Origin of the sequence: Burkholderia sp. AU28863 (assembly GCF_002223195.1) — a bacterium.
Taxonomy (GTDB): Bacteria; Pseudomonadota; Gammaproteobacteria; order Burkholderiales; family Burkholderiaceae; genus Burkholderia; species Burkholderia sola.
On the sequence record NZ_NKFE01000002.1, the window covers coordinates 1 to 21,440 of the forward strand.

Genomic DNA, 21,440 nt, shown 5'->3' on the forward strand with positions numbered 1-21,440 from the left:
TTGCCTGATGACCATAGCGAGTCGGTCCCACCCCTTCCCATCCCGAACAGGACCGTGAAACGACTCTACGCCGATGATAGTGCGGATTCCCGTGTGAAAGTAGGTAATCGTCAGGCTCCCTAAGCCAGAAACCCCTGCCCGATCAGGCGGGGGTTTTTGCATTTCGGCGTCCAAAAAAGCATGGGGCGAAGCGTTCCGAGGCGACGTAAGCCGGGCTCCTCTGCCGCAAACCATTGCAGCATCAAACTCTTCTACTCCCTTCCATCTTCGGCGATTCCGCTGATTATTGATCGTATCTTCGATCTAACCGCGCTTTGCTCCCGCAAACGTACATCGACAAGCGCGATTGCGTGACCCGCCTTCCGCTTCCTGCACCCGCCACCTCGTCTCTGCTCCATCTTCGATCAAAGCGATCGGACCAAGGAGGCAGCGCCGTACCCGTATAGCGGCTCGGACAAGATCAAAAATCGGCGCGGTTCCTTTCGATGTCTGTCATTGACCGTCCTGTAACGCGTAGATTTCCTCGATGCGCGAATGGGCTTCACCACCTACGCGATCTCGTTCATCACCCGTACGCGTGAATTATGTGCTGCCTGCGCCGACGCCTGGCGGCGTTCGGCGCGTATCGTATCCGGATCGTCGAATGGAGAGTCTCGGGGCAAGCGAAAGCTGGTGCATCGTGTTTTGGCCTTGATCCCGCGCCAGCTGAGCATTGCCGGACAGCGCATGCTGGATGTCGACGCTCTGCCGCCATATATCGGCTTTATAACGGCTCCGGGTGCGTGAGGTACGGCAAAGGCGCTTGCGTCGAATCCGGCACGGATAGTCGCGTTCAACCGGGCGAGGCGGGTGCGGAACACGAATAGTAGCGATATCGACTGTTTGCGAAGATTTGCTGCGATAAGCCGGCCGCTGATGTTAGGCGGTTTCCACGAAGGGGCGTGGGGTCGCCGAGCGTAAGGACTACTCGATGCGGCGGCAGTGAGGTTATGGAGGCGGCTGGACCTATACGCACGTCGTCGCCGAGTAGCGGCTGTGAGCATCGCAGGGGCCTGCAGAATCGCCGGATTCATCCTGCGGGACGTCGTCGGACCGGCACGTGCCGATTCATCGGTTGTGCGCGCCCTAGCCGGCGAAATCCCGAACCCGCGTACCCCGACATCGAGTGATGCCTTCAACTGCTGACGCGCCCCAGGCGCCGGGCATGCTCTTGGGCTCTGCGGTGACGCTGTCGGCCAGAACCTGCGTCGAACCTTCCTGACCGGGCTCATGCGGCACCGGGGCGCTTGCCGGAGCCGCGGCACGTGCAGTTGCAACCGCGAAGAATGTCGCTGCGGGCCAAGCGGGCGCCTAGAGGCTTGTACTGGCGTAGGAGAACGACCGCACACGAAATCGTGCGTTCCAATGAAGCTATCGAACCCAGCAAGCAGCGTCCGAATTCGGTGATGGAGCCGGCTTGCTGCAATCGCCAGAAGGGCGAAGTTCTGGTCCATACACGAGTCCCAGCATTGAGGTCAGGCTGCCTGCGGCGCCGGCCGCAGAGCTTCTATTCCGCTCCGGAAGCACCGTGGACGCTCCCGTGGACAACCGCCAGTCGGCTCTCCAAACCCGCCCGGCACGAAATTTGCCGAAATTTTGTGTCTACCCGCTTGGCATTGTGCGAAAGAGGCCGTATGATGGCGGTCTTTCGTTTTTAGCGCAGATGCAGATCGGCGTTGAAGGCGGAGTCTGACGAAGATGTGGCGCCGGTCGGCAACATCTCGCGCTTGCCTTAGCCGGGCGAGGGCGGGGATCGGCGGAAAGCGGAAGTCGGGAAGAAAGTGAAAATAATCTTCCGGATGTGCTTGACAGGAGTGCGATGCACCCCCATAATCGTCAGTTCTCTACGGAGGGGTGCCCGAGTGGCTAAAGGGGGCAGACTGTAAATCTGTTGGCTTACGCCTACGTTGGTTCGAATCCAACCTCCTCCACCAAGATATCAGCGCAGTGAGCGGTAAGGAATCGTTAGTGGCCCATGCGGGTGTAGCTCAATGGTAGAGCAGAAGCCTTCCAAGCTTACGACGAGGGTTCGATTCCCTTCACCCGCTCCAGACCGCTAAGTTGAAGCGTAGCGCCCATGTGGCTCAGTGGTAGAGCACTCCCTTGGTAAGGGAGAGGTCGGCAGTTCGATCCTGCCCATGGGCACCAGCAGTAAAAAAGTCAGTGTCTTGTTTGCGCGCGGCGCAACCTGTGAAATTCCTTTTGGGAGTTGAAAATGGCCAAGGAAAAGTTTGAGCGGACCAAGCCGCACGTGAACGTTGGTACGATTGGTCACGTTGACCACGGCAAGACGACGCTGACGGCAGCGATCACGACGGTTCTGACGAAGAAGTTCGGCGGCGAAGCGAAGGCGTACGACCAGATCGACGCGGCACCGGAAGAAAAGGCGCGCGGCATCACGATCAACACGGCACACGTCGAGTACGAAACGGCTAACCGCCACTACGCACACGTCGACTGCCCGGGCCACGCTGACTATGTGAAGAACATGATCACGGGCGCAGCGCAGATGGACGGCGCGATCCTGGTTTGCTCGGCAGCAGACGGCCCGATGCCGCAAACGCGTGAGCACATCCTGCTGGCGCGTCAGGTTGGCGTTCCGTACATCATCGTGTTCCTGAACAAGTGCGACATGGTGGACGACGCTGAACTGCTCGAGCTGGTCGAGATGGAAGTTCGCGAACTGCTGTCGAAGTACGACTTCCCGGGCGACGACACGCCGATCGTGAAGGGTTCGGCCAAGCTGGCGCTGGAAGGCGACACGGGCGAGCTGGGTGAAGTGGCGATCATGAGCCTGGCCGACGCGCTGGACACGTACATCCCGACGCCGGAGCGTGCAGTTGACGGCGCGTTCCTGATGCCGGTGGAAGACGTGTTCTCGATCTCGGGCCGCGGTACGGTGGTGACGGGTCGCGTCGAGCGCGGCATCGTGAAGGTCGGCGAGGAAATCGAAATCGTCGGTATCAAGCCGACGGTGAAGACGACCTGCACGGGCGTGGAAATGTTCCGCAAGCTGCTGGACCAAGGTCAGGCAGGCGACAACGTGGGTATCCTGCTGCGCGGCACGAAGCGTGAAGACGTGGAGCGTGGCCAGGTTCTGGCGAAGCCGGGTTCGATCACGCCGCACACGCACTTCACGGCAGAAGTGTACGTGCTGAGCAAGGACGAAGGCGGCCGTCACACGCCGTTCTTCAACAACTACCGTCCGCAGTTCTACTTCCGTACGACGGACGTGACGGGCTCGATCGAGCTGCCGAAGGACAAGGAAATGGTGATGCCGGGCGACAACGTGTCGATCACGGTGAAGCTGATCGCTCCGATCGCGATGGAAGAAGGTCTGCGCTTCGCGATCCGCGAAGGCGGCCGTACGGTCGGCGCCGGCGTCGTCGCCAAGATCATCGAGTAAGCCAGTTATTCGTTGATCGACAGTTTTGGGGCTGGCATCAGCCGGCCCCAGCATGGTTTAGGGGTATAGCTCAACTGGCAGAGCGTCGGTCTCCAAAACCGAAGGTTGGGGGTTCGATTCCCTCTGCCCCTGCCAAAAATCGCCACGTGTCCCACGTGGCATTTGTTTTAAGGTGTTATGGCGAATCCATCCGTCGAAACTGTAAATACCTCCGGCGATAAGCTGATGCTGGCCCTGGGCGTATTGCTGGTGTTGGCCGGATTCGTGGGCTTCTTCTGGCTGGCCAATCAGCAGTGGTACGTCCGCGGTGCCGCGTTGGCGGTAGGTATCATCGCCGGCGTGGCCGTCGGGCTGATGTCCGCCCCTGGCAAGAGCCTCATCGCGTTTGCCAAGGATTCGTACAAGGAAGTCCGTAAGGTCGTATGGCCCACCCGCAAGGAAGCAACGCAAACCACACTCGTCGTGTTCGGTTTCGTGCTCGTGATGGCGATTTTCCTCTGGTTGAGTGACAAATCGATCGAATGGGTGATTTTCTCGGCGATTCTGGGTTGGAAATGATATGAGCGATACTCCGGCATCCCCGAGCGGAAAGCGTTGGTACGTCGTGCACGCCTACTCCGGTATGGAGAAGAGCGTGCAACGCGCGCTTCAAGAGCGCATCGAACGTGCTGGCATGCAGGACAAATTCGGTCAGATCCTGGTTCCGACCGAAGAAGTGGTCGAAGTCAAAGGCGGCCACAAGGCTGTGACCGAGCGTCGTTTCTTCCCCGGCTACGTGCTGGTGGAAATGGAAATGACGGACGAAACGTGGCACCTCGTGAAGAACACCGCGAAGGTCACCGGTTTCGTCGGCGGTGCGCGTAACCGCCCGACCCCGATTTCCCCGAAGGAAGTCGAGAAAATCATGTCGCAGATGCAGGAAGGCGTCGAAAAGCCGCGCCCGAAGACCCTGTTCGAAGTCGGCGAGATGGTGCGTGTCAAGGAAGGCCCGTTCACGGACTTCAATGGCACCGTCGAAGAAGTCAACTACGAGAAATCGCGCGTGCGTGTGTCGGTCACCATCTTTGGCCGCTCTACCCCGGTCGAACTCGAGTTCGGTCAGGTCGAAAAAGTTTGATCCCGATTCGGTGGGCAGCCTCGGCTGCCCACCTTCGCGCTTACGGCCCGCGTCATGGTCGTTGAGGAGCGTCAGTAGCCAGCGGCGAAAGCGCGTTATCACTCACCGAACGCCTTCTCCGGCGTTCCAATGAGGTTTCAAATGGCAAAGAAGATTATCGGCTTTATCAAGCTGCAGATCCCTGCAGGTAAAGCCAACCCGTCGCCGCCGGTCGGTCCGGCACTGGGCCAGCGCGGCCTGAACATCATGGAGTTCTGCAAGGCGTTCAACGCGCAGACTCAAGGCATGGAGCCGGGTCTGCCGGTGCCGGTGGTCATCACGGCATTCGCTGACAAGAGCTTCACGTTCGTGATGAAGACGCCGCCGGCAACCGTCCTGATCAAGAAGGCGGCCAAGGTGGACAAGGGCTCGAGCAAGCCGCACACCGACAAGGTCGGTTCGATCACGCGCGCTCAAGCCGAAGAAATCGCGAAGACCAAGATGCCGGACCTTACGGCAGCTGATCTGGACGCAGCCGTTCGCACCATCGCTGGTAGCGCACGCTCGATGGGTATCACTGTGGAGGGCGTGTAAATGGCTAAGATCTCCAAGCGCCGTCAGGCATTTGCCGCCAAGGTCGACCGTCAGAAGCTGTACGCGATCGAAGACGCACTGAGCCTCGTGAAGGAATGCGCGAGCGCGAAGTTCGACGAGTCGATCGACGTCGCAGTCCAGCTCGGCATCGATGCGAAGAAGTCGGACCAGGTCGTTCGTGGTTCGGTCGTTCTGCCGGCAGGTACGGGCAAGTCGGTTCGCGTTGCCGTGTTCGCGCAAGGCGAAAAGGCCGAGCAGGCGCGTGCAGCAGGCGCGGAAATCGTCGGCATGGAAGAGCTGGCCGAGCAGATCAAGGCTGGCCAGATGGACTTCGACATCGTGATCGCTTCGCCGGACACGATGCGTATCGTCGGTACGCTCGGCCAGATCCTCGGCCCGCGCGGCCTGATGCCGAACCCGAAGGTCGGTACGGTCACGCCGGACGTCGCAACCGCCGTCAAGAACGCGAAGGCTGGTCAGGTGCAATTCCGTGTCGACAAGGCCGGTATCATCCACGCGACCATCGGCCGTGCATCGTTCGAGCCGACCGCGCTGCGTTCGAACCTGTCGGCGCTGATCGACGCGCTGCAGAAGGCAAAGCCGGCAACGAGCAAGGGCGTGTACCTGCGCAAGATCGCACTGTCGAGCACGATGGGCGTCGGCGTGCGTGTCGACCAGGCTACGCTGGCAGCACAGTAAGCAAGTATTCGGGCCGCCTCGCTCGCGAAGCGGCCTACATGGGCTTTGGGCGGTTGTTCGTGCAGCAAGGCGAACAACCGGTTATCAAAGACCGTTGGTGGGGCGCAGCAGTCAGGCGATCCCTTAATTCAAGCCAACGCAGATGGCGAACCCGAAAAAGTTTTGCAGTGGTGAAGCCGCAGGCCGAGAAGCGATTCGCGGCGTGAGGTGGAAATACTCCTAACGAGGTCGGACGCCGTTGTTGAACGAGGTACGTGAGGTTCCGGTCATACCGGCCGCGCCGAACGTATCGTTTCTGGAGGCTAACCGTGCCGCTTAATAGAGAAGACAAGCAAGCCGTCGTCGCTGAGGTTTCCGCGCAAGTCGCGAAGGCCCAGACCGTTGTGCTGGCTGAGTATCGTGGAATTGCGGTTGGCGATCTGACCAAGCTGCGCGCGCAAGCGCGTGAGCAGAAGGTTTACCTGCGCGTGTTGAAGAACACGCTGGCGCGTCGCGCCGTCGAAGGTACGCCGTTTGCTCCGCTGGCAGAGCAGATGACTGGTCCGCTGATCTACGGCATCTCGGAAGATGCAATTGCCGCTGCTAAGGTCGTCAACGACTTCAGCAAGGGCAATGAAAAGTTGGTCATCAAGGCTGGTTCGTTCGATGGCAAGGTGATGGACAAGGCTGGCGTGCAAGCGCTGGCAAGCATCCCGAGCCGCGAAGAACTGCTCTCGAAGCTGCTGTTCGTTATGCAATCGCCTGTTTCGGGCTTCGCGCGTGCTCTCGCCGCGCTGGCCGAGAAGAAGCAAGCGGAAGCTGCGTAAGCGAACGTGCATCAGCGTTACTGATCGCTGGCTGTATCCGAATTCAATTTAGGAGTATTTCAAATGGCAATCGCAAAAGAAGACATCCTGGCAGCAGTCGAAGGGATGACCGTTCTGGAACTGAACGAACTGGTCAAGGCGTTCGAAGAGAAGTTTGGCGTGTCGGCAGCTGCAGTGGCAGTCGCTGGCCCGGCAGGCGGCGGCGCAGCTGCTGCAGCAGAAGAGAAGACCGAATTCACGGTCGTCCTGGCTGAAGCCGGCGCCAACAAGGTTTCGGTCATCAAGGCCGTTCGCGAACTGACGGGCCTGGGCCTGAAGGAAGCGAAGGACCTGGTTGACGGTGCACCGAAGCCCGTCAAGGAAGGCGTCGACAAGGCTGCTGCTGAAGAAGCCAAGAAGAAGCTGGAAGAAGCTGGCGCGAAGGTCGAAGTCAAGTAAGTTTCGGCGCGCTGTGCGAAGGCTGGCGGTATTTTCACCGCCGGCCTTTTTGTGCTTTGTGGGGTCGTTATTCTGGCACTCATTCGGGAGCCCGAATAATCGGCCCCAGAAGCCAAAGAAAACCGCCTGATCGTTGTGATGGATCACTCACGACTGGCGGTTCTCTTTGTCTTCTGAAGCGACTGCAGAAGGCAAGTTTGGTCGGGTAGCGGGCAACACAGGCATCCGCTGCCGTCAGCCAGCGGTTGGTAGCGGCCAACCACCAAGCTTCTCGGCTCGTTCAAGCCGTCGAACGGCCATCGGGTCTCAGTCGGTGAACACTCGGGTTTGAAACGTCCAGGTATTCCGCCTCGATAGCACCCGCCGTGATTCGGAGATCGTATGCAATATTCCTTCACCGAGAAGAAGCGCATTCGCAAGAGTTTCGCGAAGCGCCCCATCGTTCACCAAGTTCCGTTCTTGCTGGCTACCCAGCTTGAATCATTCAGCACGTTTCTGCAAGCCGATGTGCCCGCGACGCAACGTAAGCCTGAGGGTTTGCAGGCCGCGTTCACATCGGTATTTCCCATTGTTTCGCACAACGGTTTCGCGCGCCTCGAGTTCGTGAGCTATGCGCTGTCCTCGCCGGCATTCAACATCAAGGAATGCCAGCAGCGTGGCCTGACGTACTGCTCCGCGCTGCGCGCGAAGGTCCGCCTCGTCATCCTCGACAAGGAATCGCCGAACAAGCCGGTCGTCAAGGAAGTGAAGGAGCAGGAAGTGTACATGGGCGAAATTCCGCTCATGACGCCGACGGGCTCGTTCGTCATCAACGGCACCGAGCGTGTCATCGTCTCGCAGCTGCACCGTTCGCCCGGCGTGTTCTTCGAACACGACAAGGGCAAGACGCACAGCTCGGGCAAGCTGCTGTTCTCGGCACGGATCATTCCGTACCGCGGCTCGTGGCTCGACTTCGAATTCGATCCGAAGGACATCCTGTATTTCCGCGTCGACCGTCGCCGCAAGATGCCGGTCACGATCCTGCTGAAGGCCATCGGCCTGACGCCGGAACAGATCCTCGCGAACTTCTTCGTGTTCGACAACTTCACGCTGATGGACGAAGGCGCGCAACTCGAGTTCGTGCCCGAGCGCCTGCGTGGCGAAGTCGCGCGTTTCGACATCACGGATCGTGATGGCAAGGTGATCGTCCAGAAGGACAAGCGGATCAACGCGAAGCACATTCGCGACCTCGAAGCCGCGAAGACCAAGTTCATCTCGGTGCCGGAAGACTATCTGCTCGGTCGCGTGCTGGCGAAGAACGTCGTCGACGGCGATACCGGCGAAGTGATCGCGAGCGCGAACGACGAAGTCACGGAAAGCGTGCTCGAGAAACTGCGCGAAGCGGGCATCAAGGACATCCAGACGCTCTACACGAACGATCTGGACCAGGGTCCGTACATCTCGTCGACGCTGCGTGTCGACGAAACGACCGACAGGACGGCCGCGCGCATCGCGATCTACCGCATGATGCGCCCGGGCGAGCCGCCGACCGAAGAAGCGGTCGAGGCGCTGTTCAACCGTCTGTTCTACAGCGAAGAAGCGTACGACCTGTCGAAGGTCGGCCGTATGAAGTTCAACCGCCGCGTCGGCCGTGACGAGATCGTCGGCCCGATGACGCTGCAGGACGACGACATCCTCGCGACGATCAAGATCCTCGTTGAGCTGCGCAACGGCAAGGGCGAAGTGGACGACATCGACCACCTCGGCAACCGTCGCGTGCGTTGCGTCGGCGAACTGGCGGAAAACCAGTTCCGCGCGGGTCTCGTGCGTGTCGAGCGCGCGGTCAAGGAACGCCTCGGCCAGGCCGAAAGCGAAAACCTGATGCCGCACGACCTGATCAACTCGAAGCCGATTTCGTCGGCGATCCGCGAGTTCTTCGGTTCGTCGCAGCTGTCGCAGTTCATGGACCAGACCAACCCGCTGTCGGAAATCACGCACAAGCGCCGTGTTTCCGCACTGGGCCCGGGCGGTCTGACGCGCGAGCGCGCAGGCTTCGAAGTCCGCGACGTGCACCCGACCCACTACGGCCGCGTGTGCCCGATCGAAACGCCGGAAGGTCCGAACATCGGCCTGATCAACTCGCTCGCACTGTACGCGCACCTGAACGAGTACGGCTTCCTCGAGACGCCGTACCGCAAGGTCGTGGACAGCAAGGTGACCGACCAGATCGACTACCTGTCGGCGATCGAGGAAGGCCGCTACATGATCGCTCAGGCGAACGCCGCGATCGACGAGAACGGCCAGCTGATCGACGAACTCGTGTCGTCGCGCGAAGCCGGCGAAACGATGATGGTCACGCCGGATCGGATCCAGTACATGGACGTCGCGCCGTCGCAGATCGTGTCGGTGGCAGCATCGCTGATCCCGTTCCTCGAACACGATGACGCGAACCGTGCACTGATGGGTTCGAACATGCAGCGTCAGGCCGTGCCGTGTCTGCGTCCGGAAAAGCCGGTCGTCGGTACGGGCATCGAGCGCACCTGCGCGGTCGACTCGGGTACGACGGTCCAGGCGTTCCGCGGCGGTGTGGTCGACTACGTCGACGCGGGCCGTATCGTGATTCGCGTGAACGACGACGAAGCGGTCGCGGGTGAAGTCGGTGTCGACATCTACAACCTGATCAAGTACACGCGTTCGAACCAGAACACGAACATCAACCAGCGTCCGATCGTGAAGATGGGCGACAAGGTCTCGCGCGGCGACGTGCTGGCCGACGGCGCCTCGACGGACCTGGGCGAGCTCGCGCTCGGCCAGAACATGCTGATCGCGTTCATGCCGTGGAACGGCTACAACTTCGAGGATTCGATCCTGATCTCGGAGAAGGTGGTCGCGGACGATCGCTACACGTCGATCCACATCGAAGAGCTGAACGTCGTTGCACGCGACACGAAGCTCGGGCCGGAAGAAATCACGCGCGACATCTCGAACCTGGCGGAAGTCCAGCTCGGCCGTCTCGACGAATCGGGCATCGTGTACATCGGTGCTGAAGTCGAAGCGGGCGACGTGCTGGTCGGCAAGGTCACGCCGAAGGGCGAGACCCAGCTGACGCCGGAAGAGAAGCTGCTGCGCGCGATCTTCGGCGAGAAGGCTTCGGACGTGAAGGACACGTCGCTGCGCGTGCCGTCGGGCATGAGCGGCACCGTGATCGACGTCCAGGTGTTCACGCGTGAAGGCATCCAGCGCGACAAGCGTGCGCAACAGATCATCGACGACGAACTGAAGCGCTACCGTCTCGACCTGAACGACCAGCTGCGCATCGTGGAAGGCGACGCGTTCCAGCGTCTCGCGCGCATGCTCGTGGGCAAGGTCGCGAACGGCGGTCCGAAGAAGCTCGCGAAGGGCACGAAGATCGACCAGGCTTACCTGGAAGATCTCGACCACTACCACTGGTTCGACATCCGCCTCGCGGACGACGAAGCAGCGGCATCGCTCGAAGCGATCAAGAACTCGATCGAAGAGAAGCGTCACCAGTTCGACCTCGCGTTCGAAGAGAAGCGCAAGAAGCTCACGCAAGGCGACGAACTGCCGCCGGGCGTGCTGAAGATGGTCAAGGTGTACCTCGCGGTGAAGCGCCGTCTGCAGCCTGGCGACAAGATGGCAGGCCGCCACGGTAACAAGGGTGTCGTGTCGAAGATCGTCCCGATCGAAGACATGCCGTACATGGCCGACGGCCGTCCGGCAGACGTCGTGCTGAACCCGCTCGGCGTGCCGTCGCGGATGAACGTGGGTCAGGTTCTGGAAGTCCACCTCGGCTGGGCCGCGAAGGGCCTCGGCTGGCGTATCGGCGAAATGCTGCAGCGTCAGGCGAAGATCGAGGAACTGCGTACGTTCCTGACGAAGATCTACAACGAGTCGGGCCGCCAGGAAGATCTGGAAAGCTTCACCGACGACGAGATCCTCGAACTCGCGAAGAACCTGCGCGAAGGCGTGCCGTTCGCGACGCCGGTGTTCGACGGTGCGACCGAGGAAGAAATGGGCAAGATGCTCGACCTCGCGTTCCCGGACGACATCGCCGAACAGCTCGGCATGAACCCGTCGAAGAACCAGGTCCGCCTGTACGACGGCCGCACGGGCGAGATGTTCGAACGTCGCGTGACGCTCGGCTACATGCACTACCTGAAGCTGCACCACTTGGTCGACGACAAGATGCACGCGCGTTCGACCGGCCCGTACTCGCTCGTCACGCAGCAGCCGCTGGGTGGTAAGGCGCAGTTCGGTGGTCAGCGTTTCGGTGAAATGGAAGTGTGGGCGCTCGAAGCGTACGGCGCGTCCTACGTGCTGCAGGAAATGCTGACGGTGAAGTCGGACGACGTGACCGGCCGGACGAAGGTGTACGAAAACCTCGTCAAGGGCGATCACGTGATCGATGCAGGCATGCCGGAATCCTTCAACGTGCTCGTGAAGGAAATCCGCTCGCTCGGTATCGATATCGATCTCGACCGCAATTAATCGGACTACGGAGAGAAAGCAATGAAAGCTCTGCTCGATCTATTCAAGCAAGTCCAACAGGAAGAAGTTTTCGACGCGATCAAGATCGGTCTGGCCTCGCCCGACAAGATCCGTTCGTGGTCGTTCGGCGAAGTGAAGAAGCCGGAGACCATCAACTACCGTACGTTCAAGCCGGAACGCGATGGTCTGTTCTGCGCGAAGATCTTCGGGCCGATCAAGGACTACGAGTGCCTGTGCGGCAAGTACAAGCGCCTGAAGCACCGCGGCGTGATCTGCGAGAAGTGCGGCGTCGAAGTGACGCTGGCGAAGGTGCGTCGCGAACGGATGGGCCACATCGAGCTGGCCTCGCCGGTCGCGCACATCTGGTTCCTGAAGTCGCTGCCGTCGCGTCTGGGCATGGTGCTCGACATGACGCTGCGCGACATCGAACGCGTGCTGTACTTCGAAGCGTACGTGGTGATCGAACCGGGCATGACGCCGCTGAAGGCGCGGCAGATCATGACCGAAGAGGATTACTACAACAAGGTCGAGGAATACGGCGACGAATTCCGTGCCGAGATGGGCGCGGAAGGCGTGCGTGAACTGCTGCGCGCGATCAACATCGACGAGCAGGTCGAGACGCTGCGCACCGAGCTGAAGAACACCGGCTCGGAAGCGAAGATCAAGAAGTACGCGAAGCGCCTGAAGGTCCTCGAGGCATTCCAGCGCTCGGGCATCAAGCCCGAGTGGATGATCCTCGAAGTGCTGCCGGTGCTGCCGCCGGAACTGCGTCCGCTCGTGCCGCTGGACGGCGGCCGTTTCGCGACGTCGGACCTGAACGACCTGTATCGCCGCGTGATCAACCGTAACAACCGGTTGAAGCGTCTGCTCGAGCTGAAGGCGCCTGAAATCATCGTCCGCAACGAAAAGCGGATGCTGCAGGAAGCCGTCGACTCGCTGCTCGACAACGGTCGTCGCGGCAAGGCGATGACGGGCGCGAACAAGCGTCCGCTGAAGTCGCTCGCCGACATGATCAAGGGCAAGGGCGGTCGTTTCCGTCAGAACCTGCTGGGCAAGCGCGTCGACTACTCGGGCCGTTCGGTCATCGTGGTCGGCCCGACGCTGAAGCTGCACCAGTGCGGTCTGCCGAAGCTGATGGCGCTCGAGCTGTTCAAGCCGTTCATCTTCAACAAGCTGGAAGTGATGGGGGTAGCTACGACCATCAAGGCTGCGAAGAAGGAAGTCGAGAACCAGACGCCGGTGGTGTGGGACATCCTCGAAGAGGTGATCCGCGAGCACCCGGTGATGCTGAACCGTGCGCCGACGCTGCACCGTCTCGGCATCCAGGCGTTCGAGCCGGTGCTGATCGAAGGCAAGGCGATCCAGCTGCACCCGCTCGTCTGCGCGGCGTTCAACGCCGACTTCGACGGTGACCAGATGGCCGTTCACGTGCCGCTGTCGCTCGAAGCGCAGATGGAAGCGCGTACGCTGATGCTGGCGTCGAACAACGTGCTGTTCCCGGCCAACGGCGATCCGTCGATCGTGCCGTCGCAGGATATCGTGCTGGGTCTGTACTACGCGACCCGGGAAGCGATCAACGGCAAGGGCGAAGGCCTGTCGTTCACCGGCGTGTCGGAAGTGATCCGCGCGTACGAGAACAAGGAAGTCGAGCTGGCCTCGCGCGTCAACGTGCGGATCACCGAAATGGTCCGCAACGAGGACACGTCGGAAGGCGCGCCGGAATTCGTGCCGAAGATCTCGCTGTACGCGACGACCGTCGGTCGCGCGATCCTGTCGGAGATCCTGCCGCACGGCCTGCCGTTCTCGGTGCTGAACAAGCCGCTGAAGAAGAAGGAAATCTCGCGCCTGATCAACACGGCGTTCCGCAAGTGCGGTCTGCGCGCGACGGTGGTGTTTGCCGACCAGCTGATGCAGTCGGGTTTCCGTCTCGCGACGCGTGCCGGCATCTCGATCTGCGTGGACGACATGCTCGTGCCGCCGCAGAAGGAAACGATCGTCGGCGACGCCGCGAAGAAGGTGAAGGAGTACGACCGCCAGTACATGTCGGGTCTCGTCACCGCGCAGGAACGCTACAACAACGTGGTCGACATCTGGTCGGCAACGTCGGAAGCGGTCGGCAAGGCGATGATGGAGCAGCTGTCGACGGAGCCGGTGATCGATCGCGACGGCAACGAGACGCGCCAGGAGTCGTTCAACTCGATCTACATGATGGCCGACTCGGGCGCCCGGGGTTCGGCGGTTCAGATTCGTCAGCTGGCCGGTATGCGAGGCCTGATGGCGAAGCCGGACGGCTCGATTATCGAGACGCCGATTACCGCGAACTTCCGCGAAGGTCTGAACGTGTTGCAGTACTTCATCTCGACCCACGGTGCACGTAAGGGTCTGGCTGATACGGCACTGAAGACCGCGAACTCGGGTTACCTGACGCGTCGTCTGGTCGACGTCACGCAGGATCTGGTCGTCGTGGAAGACGATTGCGGCACGTCGAACGGCGTCGCGATGAAGGCGCTGGTCGAAGGCGGTGAAGTCGTCGAAGCGCTGCGCGACCGTATCCTCGGCCGCGTCGCGGTCGCGGACGTCGTGAACCCGGAAACGCAGGAAACGCTGTACGAATCGGGCACGCTGCTCGACGAAACGGCGGTCGAGGAAATCGAACGCCTCGGCATCGACGAAGTGCGCGTGCGCACGCCGCTGACCTGCGAAACGCGTTACGGCCTGTGCGCGGCCTGCTACGGCCGTGACCTCGGCCGCGGCTCGCTCGTGAACGTCGGCGAAGCGGTCGGCGTGATCGCGGCGCAGTCGATCGGCGAACCGGGCACGCAGCTGACGATGCGGACGTTCCACATCGGTGGCGCGGCATCGCGTGCGGCAGTGGCTTCGTCGGTCGAAGCGAAGAGCAACGGTATCGTCCGCTTCACGGCGACGATGCGCTACGTCACGAACGCGAAGGGCGAGCAGATCGTCATTTCCCGTTCGGGCGAAGCGATGATCACCGACGACTTCGGTCGCGAGCGCGAGCGTCACAAAGTGCCGTACGGCGCGACGCTGCTGCAGCTCGACGGCGCGACCATCAAGGCCGGCACGCAGCTCGCCACGTGGGATCCGCTGACGCGCCCGATCATCACCGAGTACGGTGGTACGGTGAAGTTCGAGAACGTCGAAGAAGGCGTGACCGTCGCGAAGCAGATCGACGACGTGACCGGCCTGTCGACGCTGGTCGTGATCGACGTGAAGCGCCGCGGTTCGCAGGCTTCGAAGAGCGTGCGTCCGCAGGTGAAGCTGCTCGACGCGAACGGCGAGGAAGTGAAGATCCCGGGCACGGAACACGCCGTGCAGATCGGCTTCCAGGTCGGCGCGCTGATCACCGTGAAGGATGGCCAGCAGGTGCAGGTCGGTGAAGTGCTTGCACGTATCCCGACCGAAGCGCAGAAGACGCGTGACATTACCGGCGGTCTGCCGCGGGTGGCGGAACTGTTCGAAGCGCGTTCGCCGAAGGATGCCGGCATTCTCGCGGAAGTCACCGGTACGACGTCGTTCGGCAAGGACACGAAGGGCAAGCAGCGTCTCGTCATCACGGACCTCGAGGGCAACCAGCACGAGTTCCTGATCGCGAAGGAAAAGCAGGTTCTGGTTCACGATGCCCAGGTCGTCAACAAGGGCGAAATGATCGTGGACGGTCCGGCCGATCCGCACGACATCCTGCGTCTGCAGGGTATCGAGGCACTGTCGCGCTACATCGTCGACGAAGTCCAGGACGTGTACCGTCTGCAGGGTGTGAAGATCAACGACAAGCACATCGAGGTGATCGTTCGCCAGATGCTGCGTCGTGTGCAGATCACCGACAACGGCGATACGCGCTTCATCCCGGGCGAACAGGTCGAACGTTCCGACATGCTGGACGAGAACGATCGCATGATCGCCGAGGGCAAGCGTCCGGCTTCGTACGACAACGTCCTGCTCGGTATCACGAAGGCGTCGCTGTCGACCGACTCGTTCATCTCCGCGGCATCGTTCCAGGAAACGACCCGCGTGCTGACCGAAGCGGCGATCATGGGCAAGCGCGACGATCTGCGCGGCCTGAAGGAAAACGTGATCGTCGGCCGTCTGATTCCGGCCGGTACGGGTCTCGCGTTCCACAAGGCACGCAAGGCGAAGGAATCGTCGGATCGCGAGCGTTTCGACCAGATCGCAGCGGAAGAGGCATTCGACTTCGGCACGCCGAGCGCGCCGGCGGAAGAGCCGCAACACCCGGCAGCCGAGTAAGCGCGGCACGGCGCAAGCCGCGTTGCCTTGCTATCATCGCTGTCGCCGAAACCGCCCGGTTCTGCCGGGCGGTTTTTTTTCATCCTTCGTTCCCGCGCATGACGTGCCTGTGCCGCGCCGGCGCATGCCCCGCGATCGCCTTCGGCATGACCGCGACAGGCCCGTGACGCACGCGAACGAACCCTGACCGAATGGCCAACATCGTGCGATTCGCCACGCGTCGCGCGAGCGGGTTGTTAAAATTGCGGTCATCGCTCAGCCGTCCCTGGTCTCATTCATGTCCCGCGCCCTCGAAATACTCGACGAAGTCTTTGGTTACTCCGCCTTTCGCGGCCAGCAGGGCGAGATCGTCGAGCACGTCGCCGGCGGCGGCGATTGCCTCGTGCTGATGCCGACCGGCGGCGGCAAGTCGCTGTGCTACCAGATTCCCGCGCTGCTGCGCCGCGAGGCCGGGCAGGGCGCCGGCATCGTCGTGTCGCCGCTGATCGCGCTGATGCAGGACCAGGTCGCCGCGTTGAGCGAAGTCGGCGTGCGCGCGGCCTACCTGAATTCGACGCTGTCGGGTGCCGAGGCCGCGGCCACCGAGCGCGCGCTGCGCGAAGGCGAGATCGATTTGCTGTACGTCGCGCCGGAGCGGTTGATGACGGGCCGCTTCCTCGACCTGCTCGAGCGCGCGAAGATCGGCCTGTTCGCGATCGACGAAGCGCACTGCGTGTCGCAATGGGGGCACGATTTCCGCCCGGAATACATCCAGTTGTCGGTGCTGCACGAGCGCTTCCCGTCGGTGCCGCGCATCGCGCTGACCGCCACCGCCGATGCGATCACGCGCGACGAGATCATCCATCGTCTCGCACTCGACGACGCGCGCGTGTTCGTGTCGAGCTTCGATCGCCCGAACATCCGCTACCGGATCGTCGAAAAGGACAACGCGCGTTCGCAACTGCTCGACTTCATCCGCGCCGAGCACACGAATGCAGACGGCACGACCGACGCCGGCGTCGTCTATTGCCTGTCGCGCCGCAAGGTCGAGGAAACGGCCGAATGGCTGAAGGCGCAGGGCGTGCGCGCGCTGCCGTATCACGCGGGAATGGAGTTCGAGGTGCGGCAGAAGCACCAGGAAATGTTCCAGCGCGAGGAAGGCATCGTGATGTGCGCGACGATCGCGTTCGGCATGGGCATCGACAAGCCCGACGTGCGCTTCGTCGCGCACCTCGATCTGCCGAAGAGCGTCGAAGGCTACTACCAGGAAACCGGCCGCGCGGGCCGCGACGGGATGCCGGCGAACGCGTGGATGGCGTACGGCCTCGGCGACGTCGTCCAGCAGCGCAAGATGATCGACGAATCGGACGCGGACGACGCGCACAAGCGCGTGCAGACGTCGAAGCTCGACGCGCTGCTCGGGCTGTGCGAGACGATCTCGTGTCGCCGCGTGCGGCTGCTGAACTACTTCGGCGAGGCGAGCCAGCCGTGCGGCAACTGCGACACGTGCCTCGAGCCGCCCGATTCATGGGACGCGACGCGCGAGGCGCAGATGGCGCTGTCGTGCGTGTTCCGCGCGCAGCGCGCGAGTGGCTTCAACTTCGGCGCGAGCCATCTGATCGAGATCCTGCGCGGCGGCCGCACCGAGAAGGTGCTGCAGCGCGGCCATGACCAGTTGAGCACGTTCGGTATCGGCGCAGCGCTGTCCGAGCCCGAGTGGCGCGCGATTTTCCGGCAACTGGTCGCGTACGGCTACCTGGCCGTCGATCATGGCGGCTTCGGCGCACTGGTGCTTACCGAGGCCGCGAAGCCGGTGCTGAAGAACGAGGAAAAGGTCACGCTGCGTCGCTACGTGAAGCCGCAGCGCACGCGCCAGTCGTCGAGCCGCAGCGGCACGCGCGTCGATCCGACGGCCGGCATGGGCGCCCGCGAGCGCGCACGGTGGGACGCGCTACGTGCCTGGCGCGCGGAAACCGCGAAAACGGACGGCGTGCCGGCCTACGTGATTTTTCACGACGCGACGCTCGCCGAAATCGCGCGCAACGCGCCGGAGACGATCGAGGACCTGCGCCACATCCCCGGCATGGGCGTGCGCAAGCTCGAGCGCTTCGGCGACGAGATCATCGACGTCGTCGAATCGGCCTGACACAGCGTTCCGACCCCTGCTGTAAACCGCGCGATCGGCCGGCAAATCACGCAAGCCGTTGACTTAGTTGGCATTTCCGGAATATCATGCTGGGTTCCGGTATTCGGTGGGCCGAGTCGCGTTCGACAGTTCGCACCCGATTCGCCGGTTCGGAAGTCAACTGTGCGTCGATTCTCGCTTTGCCCGAAATCGATGTGCAGATTTTGTTCAATTTCAGGAATAAACAATGCCAACCATCAACCAACTGGTTCGCAAAGGCCGTCAGTCGGAAACGACGAAGAGCAAGAGCCCGGCCCTGCAGGACTGCCCCCAGCGTCGCGGCGTGTGCACCCGTGTGTACACGACGACGCCGAAGAAGCCTAACTCGGCACTCCGTAAGGTCGCCAAGGTTCGTCTGACGAACGGCTTCGAAGTGATTTCGTACATCGGCGGTGAAGGCCACAACCTGCAGGAACACTCGGTTGTGCTGATCCGCGGCGGCCGTGTGAAGGACTTGCCGGGTGTGCGTTACCACATGGTTCGCGGCTCGCTGGATACCCAGGGCGTCAAGGACCGTAAGCAAGCGCGTTCGAAGTACGGCGCGAAGCGTGCAAAGGCTGCCAAGTAAGCAGTTTTTGATCAGGGATCGCCGCAGGGCGGTCAAGGCGGGAGTGCCGGATTGCCGGTGCTGTCGAGTAAGTGGTCACCCGGCCAAGCTGGTTAGTCGTGAAGATGTGATCGGGTTTGTTGGTGGCCGCGGAGCTGGATCCAGCTCCAACTGAACAAGTAAAGGAAGAATCATGCCGCGTCGTCGCGAAGTCCCCAAGCGGGAAGTGTTGCCGGATCCGAAGTTCGGTAACGTTGATGTTGCCAAGTTCATGAACATGCTGATGCTGTCCGGCAAGAAGTCGGTCGCAGAGCGCATCGTTTATGGCGCATTCGAACAGATCCAGACCAAGGGTGGCAAGGACCCGCTGGAAGTGTTCACGGTTGCGCTCAACAACGTGAAGCCGGTGGTCGAAGTGAAGAGCCGTCGCGTTGGTGGTGCCAACTATCAAGTTCCGGTCGAAGTGCGCCCGTCGCGTCGTATGGCATTGGCGATGCGCTGGCTGCGTGAGGCTGCGAAGAAGCGCAGCGAGAAGTCGATGGCCCTGCGCCTGGCAGGTGAACTCTCCGAAGCGGCCGAAGGCCGTGGCGGCGCGATGAAGAAGCGCGACGAAGTTCACCGCATGGCAGAAGCCAACCGCGCGTTCTCGCATTTCCGTTTCTAAGCGCCTGGCTGGGCTGTTTGCGGAAATAAATTCCGGGCGGGTGCGCTTTTCAGGCGCCTCGCCCGTTTGTGTTGAGGCGTGATGCGGCAGGGCTGCATCACGTCATCCCAGTAGAGGATCAAAGTGGCTCGCAAGACTCCTATCGAGCGCTACCGCAATATCGGTATTAGCGCTCACATCGACGCCGGCAAAACGACGACGACCGAGCGCATTCTGTTTTACACCGGTGTGAACCACAAGATCGGTGAAGTCCACGACGGCGCAGCCACGATGGACTGGATGGAGCAGGAACAGGAACGTGGCATCACGATCACGTCCGCTGCTACCACGGCCTTCTGGAAGGGCATGGGCGGCAACTATCCGGAACACCGCATCAACATCATCGACACCCCGGGCCACGTCGACTTCACGATCGAAGTGGAGCGTTCGATGCGCGTGCTCGACGGCGCATGCATGGTGTACTGCGCAGTGGGCGGCGTGCAGCCGCAGTCGGAAACGGTGTGGCGCCAGGCGAACAAGTACAAGGTGCCGCGTCTCGCGTTCGTCAACAAGATGGACCGTACCGGCGCGAACTTCTTCAAGGTCTACGACCAGCTCCGTCTGCGCCTGAAGGCGAACCCGGTTCCGGTCGTGGTGCCGATCGGCTCGGAAGAAAACTTCAAGGGCGTGGTCGACCTGATCAAGATGAAGGCGATCATTTGGGACGAAGCGTCGCAAGGCACGAAGTTCGACTACGTCGACATCCCGGCCGAGCTCGCGGAGACCTGCAAGGAATGGCGCGAAAAGATGGTCGAAGTGGCTGCCGAAGCCAGCGAAGACCTGATGAACAAGTACCTGGAAGAAGGCGATCTGCCGGAAGCCGACATCGTCAAGGCGCTGCGTGATCGTACGATCGCGTGCGAAATCCAGCCGATGCTGTGCGGTACCGCGTTCAAGAACAAGGGCGTGCAGCGTATGCTCGACGCCGTGATCGACTTCCTGCCGTCGCCGGTCGACATCCCGCCGGTCAAGGGCGAGCTCGAAAACGGCGAAGAAGCAGAGCGCAAGGCGTCGGACGAAGAGAAGTTCTCGTCGCTCGCGTTCAAGATCATGACCGACCCGTTCGTCGGCCAGCTGATCTTCTTCCGCGTGTACTCGGGCGTCGTCAACTCGGGCGACACGCTGCTGAATTCGACCAAGGGCAAGAAGGAACGCCTCGGCCGTATTTTGCAGATGCACGCGAACCAGCGTGAAGAAATCAAGGAAGTCCGCGCAGGCGACATCGCCGCAGCGGTCGGCCTGAAGGAAGCGACCACGGGCGACACGCTGTGCGACCCGGCGAACCCGATCGTTCTCGAACGCATGGTGTTCCCGGAGCCGGTGATTTCGCAGGCAGTCGAGCCGAAGACCAAGGCCGACCAGGAAAAGATGGGCCTCGCACTGAACCGTCTGGCTCAGGAAGACCCGTCGTTCCGCGTGCAGACCGACGAAGAGTCGGGCCAGACCATCATTTCGGGCATGGGCGAGCTCCACCTCGAAATTCTGGTCGACCGGATGAAGCGTGAATTCGGCGTGGAAGCGACCGTCGGCAAGCCGCAGGTTGCGTACCGCGAAACGATCCGTTCGACGGCGAAGGATGTCGACGGCAAGTTCGTCAAGCAGTCGGGTGGTCGCGGCCAGTACGGTCACGCGGTCATCACGCTCGAGCCGAACGAACAAGGCAAGGGCTACGAGTTCTTCGACGAGATCAAGGGTGGTGTGATTCCGCGTGAATACATCCCGGCGGTCGACAAGGGTATCCAGGACACGCTGAAGTCGGGCGTGCTGGCTGGCTTCCCGGTCGTCGACGTGAAGGTTCACCTGACGTTCGGTTCGTACCACGACGTTGACTCGAACGAAAACGCGTTCCGCATGGCCGGTTCGATGGCGTTCAAGGAAGCGATGCGCAAGGCGAACCCGGTCGTCCTCGAGCCGATGATGGCTGTCGAAGTCGAGACGCCGGAAGACTACATGGGCAACGTGATGGGCGACCTGTCGGGCCGTCGCGGTATCGTCCAGGGCATGGAAGACATGGTTGGCGGCGGCAAGATCGTGCGCGCCGAAGTGCCGTTGTCGGAAATGTTCGGCTACTCGACGTCGCTGCGCTCGCTGACGCAAGGTCGTGCAACGTACACGATGGAGTTCAAGCACTACGCTGAAGCTCCGCGCAACGTTGCCGAGGCGATCATCAGCGCGAAGTCGAAGTAAATCTGTAGCT

At 61.7% G+C, this 21,440-nt stretch carries 14 protein-coding genes, 4 tRNA genes and 1 rRNA gene; all 19 read left to right on the forward strand.

What is annotated here, in order from left to right:
• Positions 1-3: 3 nt before the first annotated feature.
• The 19 genes from rrf to fusA all read left to right on the forward strand — a co-directional run bounded on the left by rrf (position 4) and on the right by fusA (position 21,430).
• Positions 4-116: ribosomal RNA gene (gene rrf / locus CFB81_RS01265) — 5S ribosomal RNA — on the forward strand.
• A 418-nt stretch (positions 117-534) separates the two neighbouring features.
• Entirely contained in the window at positions 535-786 is a 252-nt protein-coding gene (locus CFB81_RS35215; protein WP_124505084.1) for a hypothetical protein, read from the forward strand.
• 1,101 nt (positions 787-1,887) lie between these two features.
• A tRNA-Tyr gene (locus CFB81_RS01270) sits at positions 1,888-1,973 on the forward strand.
• A gap of 43 nt (positions 1,974-2,016) precedes the next feature.
• Positions 2,017-2,090: transfer RNA gene (locus tag CFB81_RS01275), tRNA-Gly, on the forward strand.
• A gap of 22 nt (positions 2,091-2,112) precedes the next feature.
• Positions 2,113-2,187 (forward strand) — tRNA-Thr (locus CFB81_RS01280).
• A gap of 67 nt (positions 2,188-2,254) precedes the next feature.
• On the forward strand, positions 2,255-3,445 hold the full coding sequence (gene tuf, locus CFB81_RS01285) for an elongation factor Tu (protein WP_006482910.1): 1,191 nt from the start codon (positions 2,255-2,257) through the stop codon (positions 3,443-3,445).
• 59 nt (positions 3,446-3,504) lie between these two features.
• Positions 3,505-3,580 (forward strand) — tRNA-Trp (locus CFB81_RS01290).
• A gap of 42 nt (positions 3,581-3,622) precedes the next feature.
• Complete coding sequence (gene secE / locus CFB81_RS01295; RefSeq protein ID WP_006482892.1) at positions 3,623-4,003, forward strand: preprotein translocase subunit SecE; 381 nt, start codon at positions 3,623-3,625, stop codon at positions 4,001-4,003.
• 1 nt (position 4,004) lies between these two features.
• Entirely contained in the window at positions 4,005-4,562 is a 558-nt protein-coding gene (gene nusG / locus CFB81_RS01300; RefSeq protein WP_006400672.1) for a transcription termination/antitermination protein NusG, read from the forward strand.
• 141 nt (positions 4,563-4,703) lie between these two features.
• Positions 4,704-5,135 (forward strand): 50S ribosomal protein L11, encoded by a 432-nt coding sequence (gene rplK, locus CFB81_RS01305; protein ID WP_006477201.1) that lies wholly within the window; start codon positions 4,704-4,706, stop codon positions 5,133-5,135.
• Positions 5,136-5,834, forward strand: coding sequence for a 50S ribosomal protein L1 (gene rplA / locus CFB81_RS01310; protein ID WP_089434433.1), 699 nt, complete (start codon positions 5,136-5,138; stop codon positions 5,832-5,834).
• A 308-nt stretch (positions 5,835-6,142) separates the two neighbouring features.
• The gene (gene rplJ / locus CFB81_RS01315) at positions 6,143-6,640 is read left to right on the forward strand and encodes a 50S ribosomal protein L10 (protein WP_069620877.1); all 498 of its coding nucleotides are present in this window, start codon (positions 6,143-6,145) and stop codon (positions 6,638-6,640) included.
• A 63-nt stretch (positions 6,641-6,703) separates the two neighbouring features.
• A complete protein-coding gene (gene rplL, locus CFB81_RS01320; RefSeq protein WP_006477198.1) occupies positions 6,704-7,078 on the forward strand; it encodes a 50S ribosomal protein L7/L12 in 375 nt (124 codons plus the stop codon).
• A 381-nt stretch (positions 7,079-7,459) separates the two neighbouring features.
• Positions 7,460-11,566, forward strand: a complete 4,107-nt coding sequence (gene rpoB, locus CFB81_RS01325; RefSeq protein ID WP_069620878.1) for a DNA-directed RNA polymerase subunit beta — start codon at positions 7,460-7,462, stop codon at positions 11,564-11,566.
• Between the two features lie 21 nt (positions 11,567-11,587).
• On the forward strand, positions 11,588-15,829 hold the full coding sequence (rpoC, locus tag CFB81_RS01330) for a DNA-directed RNA polymerase subunit beta' (protein WP_069620879.1): 4,242 nt from the start codon (positions 11,588-11,590) through the stop codon (positions 15,827-15,829).
• A gap of 277 nt (positions 15,830-16,106) precedes the next feature.
• Positions 16,107-17,954: a DNA helicase RecQ gene (recQ, locus tag CFB81_RS01335; RefSeq protein WP_179235900.1), complete on the forward strand. Its 1,848-nt coding sequence runs from the start codon at positions 16,107-16,109 to the stop codon at positions 17,952-17,954.
• Between the two features lie 226 nt (positions 17,955-18,180).
• Positions 18,181-18,561: a 30S ribosomal protein S12 gene (rpsL, locus tag CFB81_RS01345; protein WP_006400662.1), complete on the forward strand. Its 381-nt coding sequence runs from the start codon at positions 18,181-18,183 to the stop codon at positions 18,559-18,561.
• 172 nt (positions 18,562-18,733) lie between these two features.
• Positions 18,734-19,204, forward strand: a complete 471-nt coding sequence (gene rpsG, locus CFB81_RS01350; protein ID WP_006477195.1) for a 30S ribosomal protein S7 — start codon at positions 18,734-18,736, stop codon at positions 19,202-19,204.
• A 123-nt stretch (positions 19,205-19,327) separates the two neighbouring features.
• The gene (fusA, locus tag CFB81_RS01355; RefSeq protein ID WP_044849034.1) at positions 19,328-21,430 is read left to right on the forward strand and encodes an elongation factor G; all 2,103 of its coding nucleotides are present in this window, start codon (positions 19,328-19,330) and stop codon (positions 21,428-21,430) included.
• Positions 21,431-21,440 lie beyond the last annotated feature (10 nt).

Coding starts and splice junctions, on each gene's coding strand:
- CFB81_RS35215 (WP_124505084.1), top strand. CDS start 535: ATGGGCTTCACCACCTACGCGATCTCGTTCATCACCCGTACGCGTGAA.
- tuf (WP_006482910.1), top strand. CDS start 2,255: ATGGCCAAGGAAAAGTTTGAGCGGACCAAGCCGCACGTGAACGTTGGT.
- secE (WP_006482892.1), top strand. CDS start 3,623: ATGGCGAATCCATCCGTCGAAACTGTAAATACCTCCGGCGATAAGCTG.
- nusG (WP_006400672.1), top strand. CDS start 4,005: ATGAGCGATACTCCGGCATCCCCGAGCGGAAAGCGTTGGTACGTCGTG.
- rplK (WP_006477201.1), top strand. CDS start 4,704: ATGGCAAAGAAGATTATCGGCTTTATCAAGCTGCAGATCCCTGCAGGT.
- rplA (WP_089434433.1), top strand. CDS start 5,136: ATGGCTAAGATCTCCAAGCGCCGTCAGGCATTTGCCGCCAAGGTCGAC.
- rplL (WP_006477198.1), top strand. CDS start 6,704: ATGGCAATCGCAAAAGAAGACATCCTGGCAGCAGTCGAAGGGATGACC.
- rpoB (WP_069620878.1), top strand. CDS start 7,460: ATGCAATATTCCTTCACCGAGAAGAAGCGCATTCGCAAGAGTTTCGCG.
- rpoC (WP_069620879.1), top strand. CDS start 11,588: ATGAAAGCTCTGCTCGATCTATTCAAGCAAGTCCAACAGGAAGAAGTT.
- recQ (WP_179235900.1), top strand. CDS start 16,107: ATGTCCCGCGCCCTCGAAATACTCGACGAAGTCTTTGGTTACTCCGCC.
- rpsL (WP_006400662.1), top strand. CDS start 18,181: ATGCCAACCATCAACCAACTGGTTCGCAAAGGCCGTCAGTCGGAAACG.
- rpsG (WP_006477195.1), top strand. CDS start 18,734: ATGCCGCGTCGTCGCGAAGTCCCCAAGCGGGAAGTGTTGCCGGATCCG.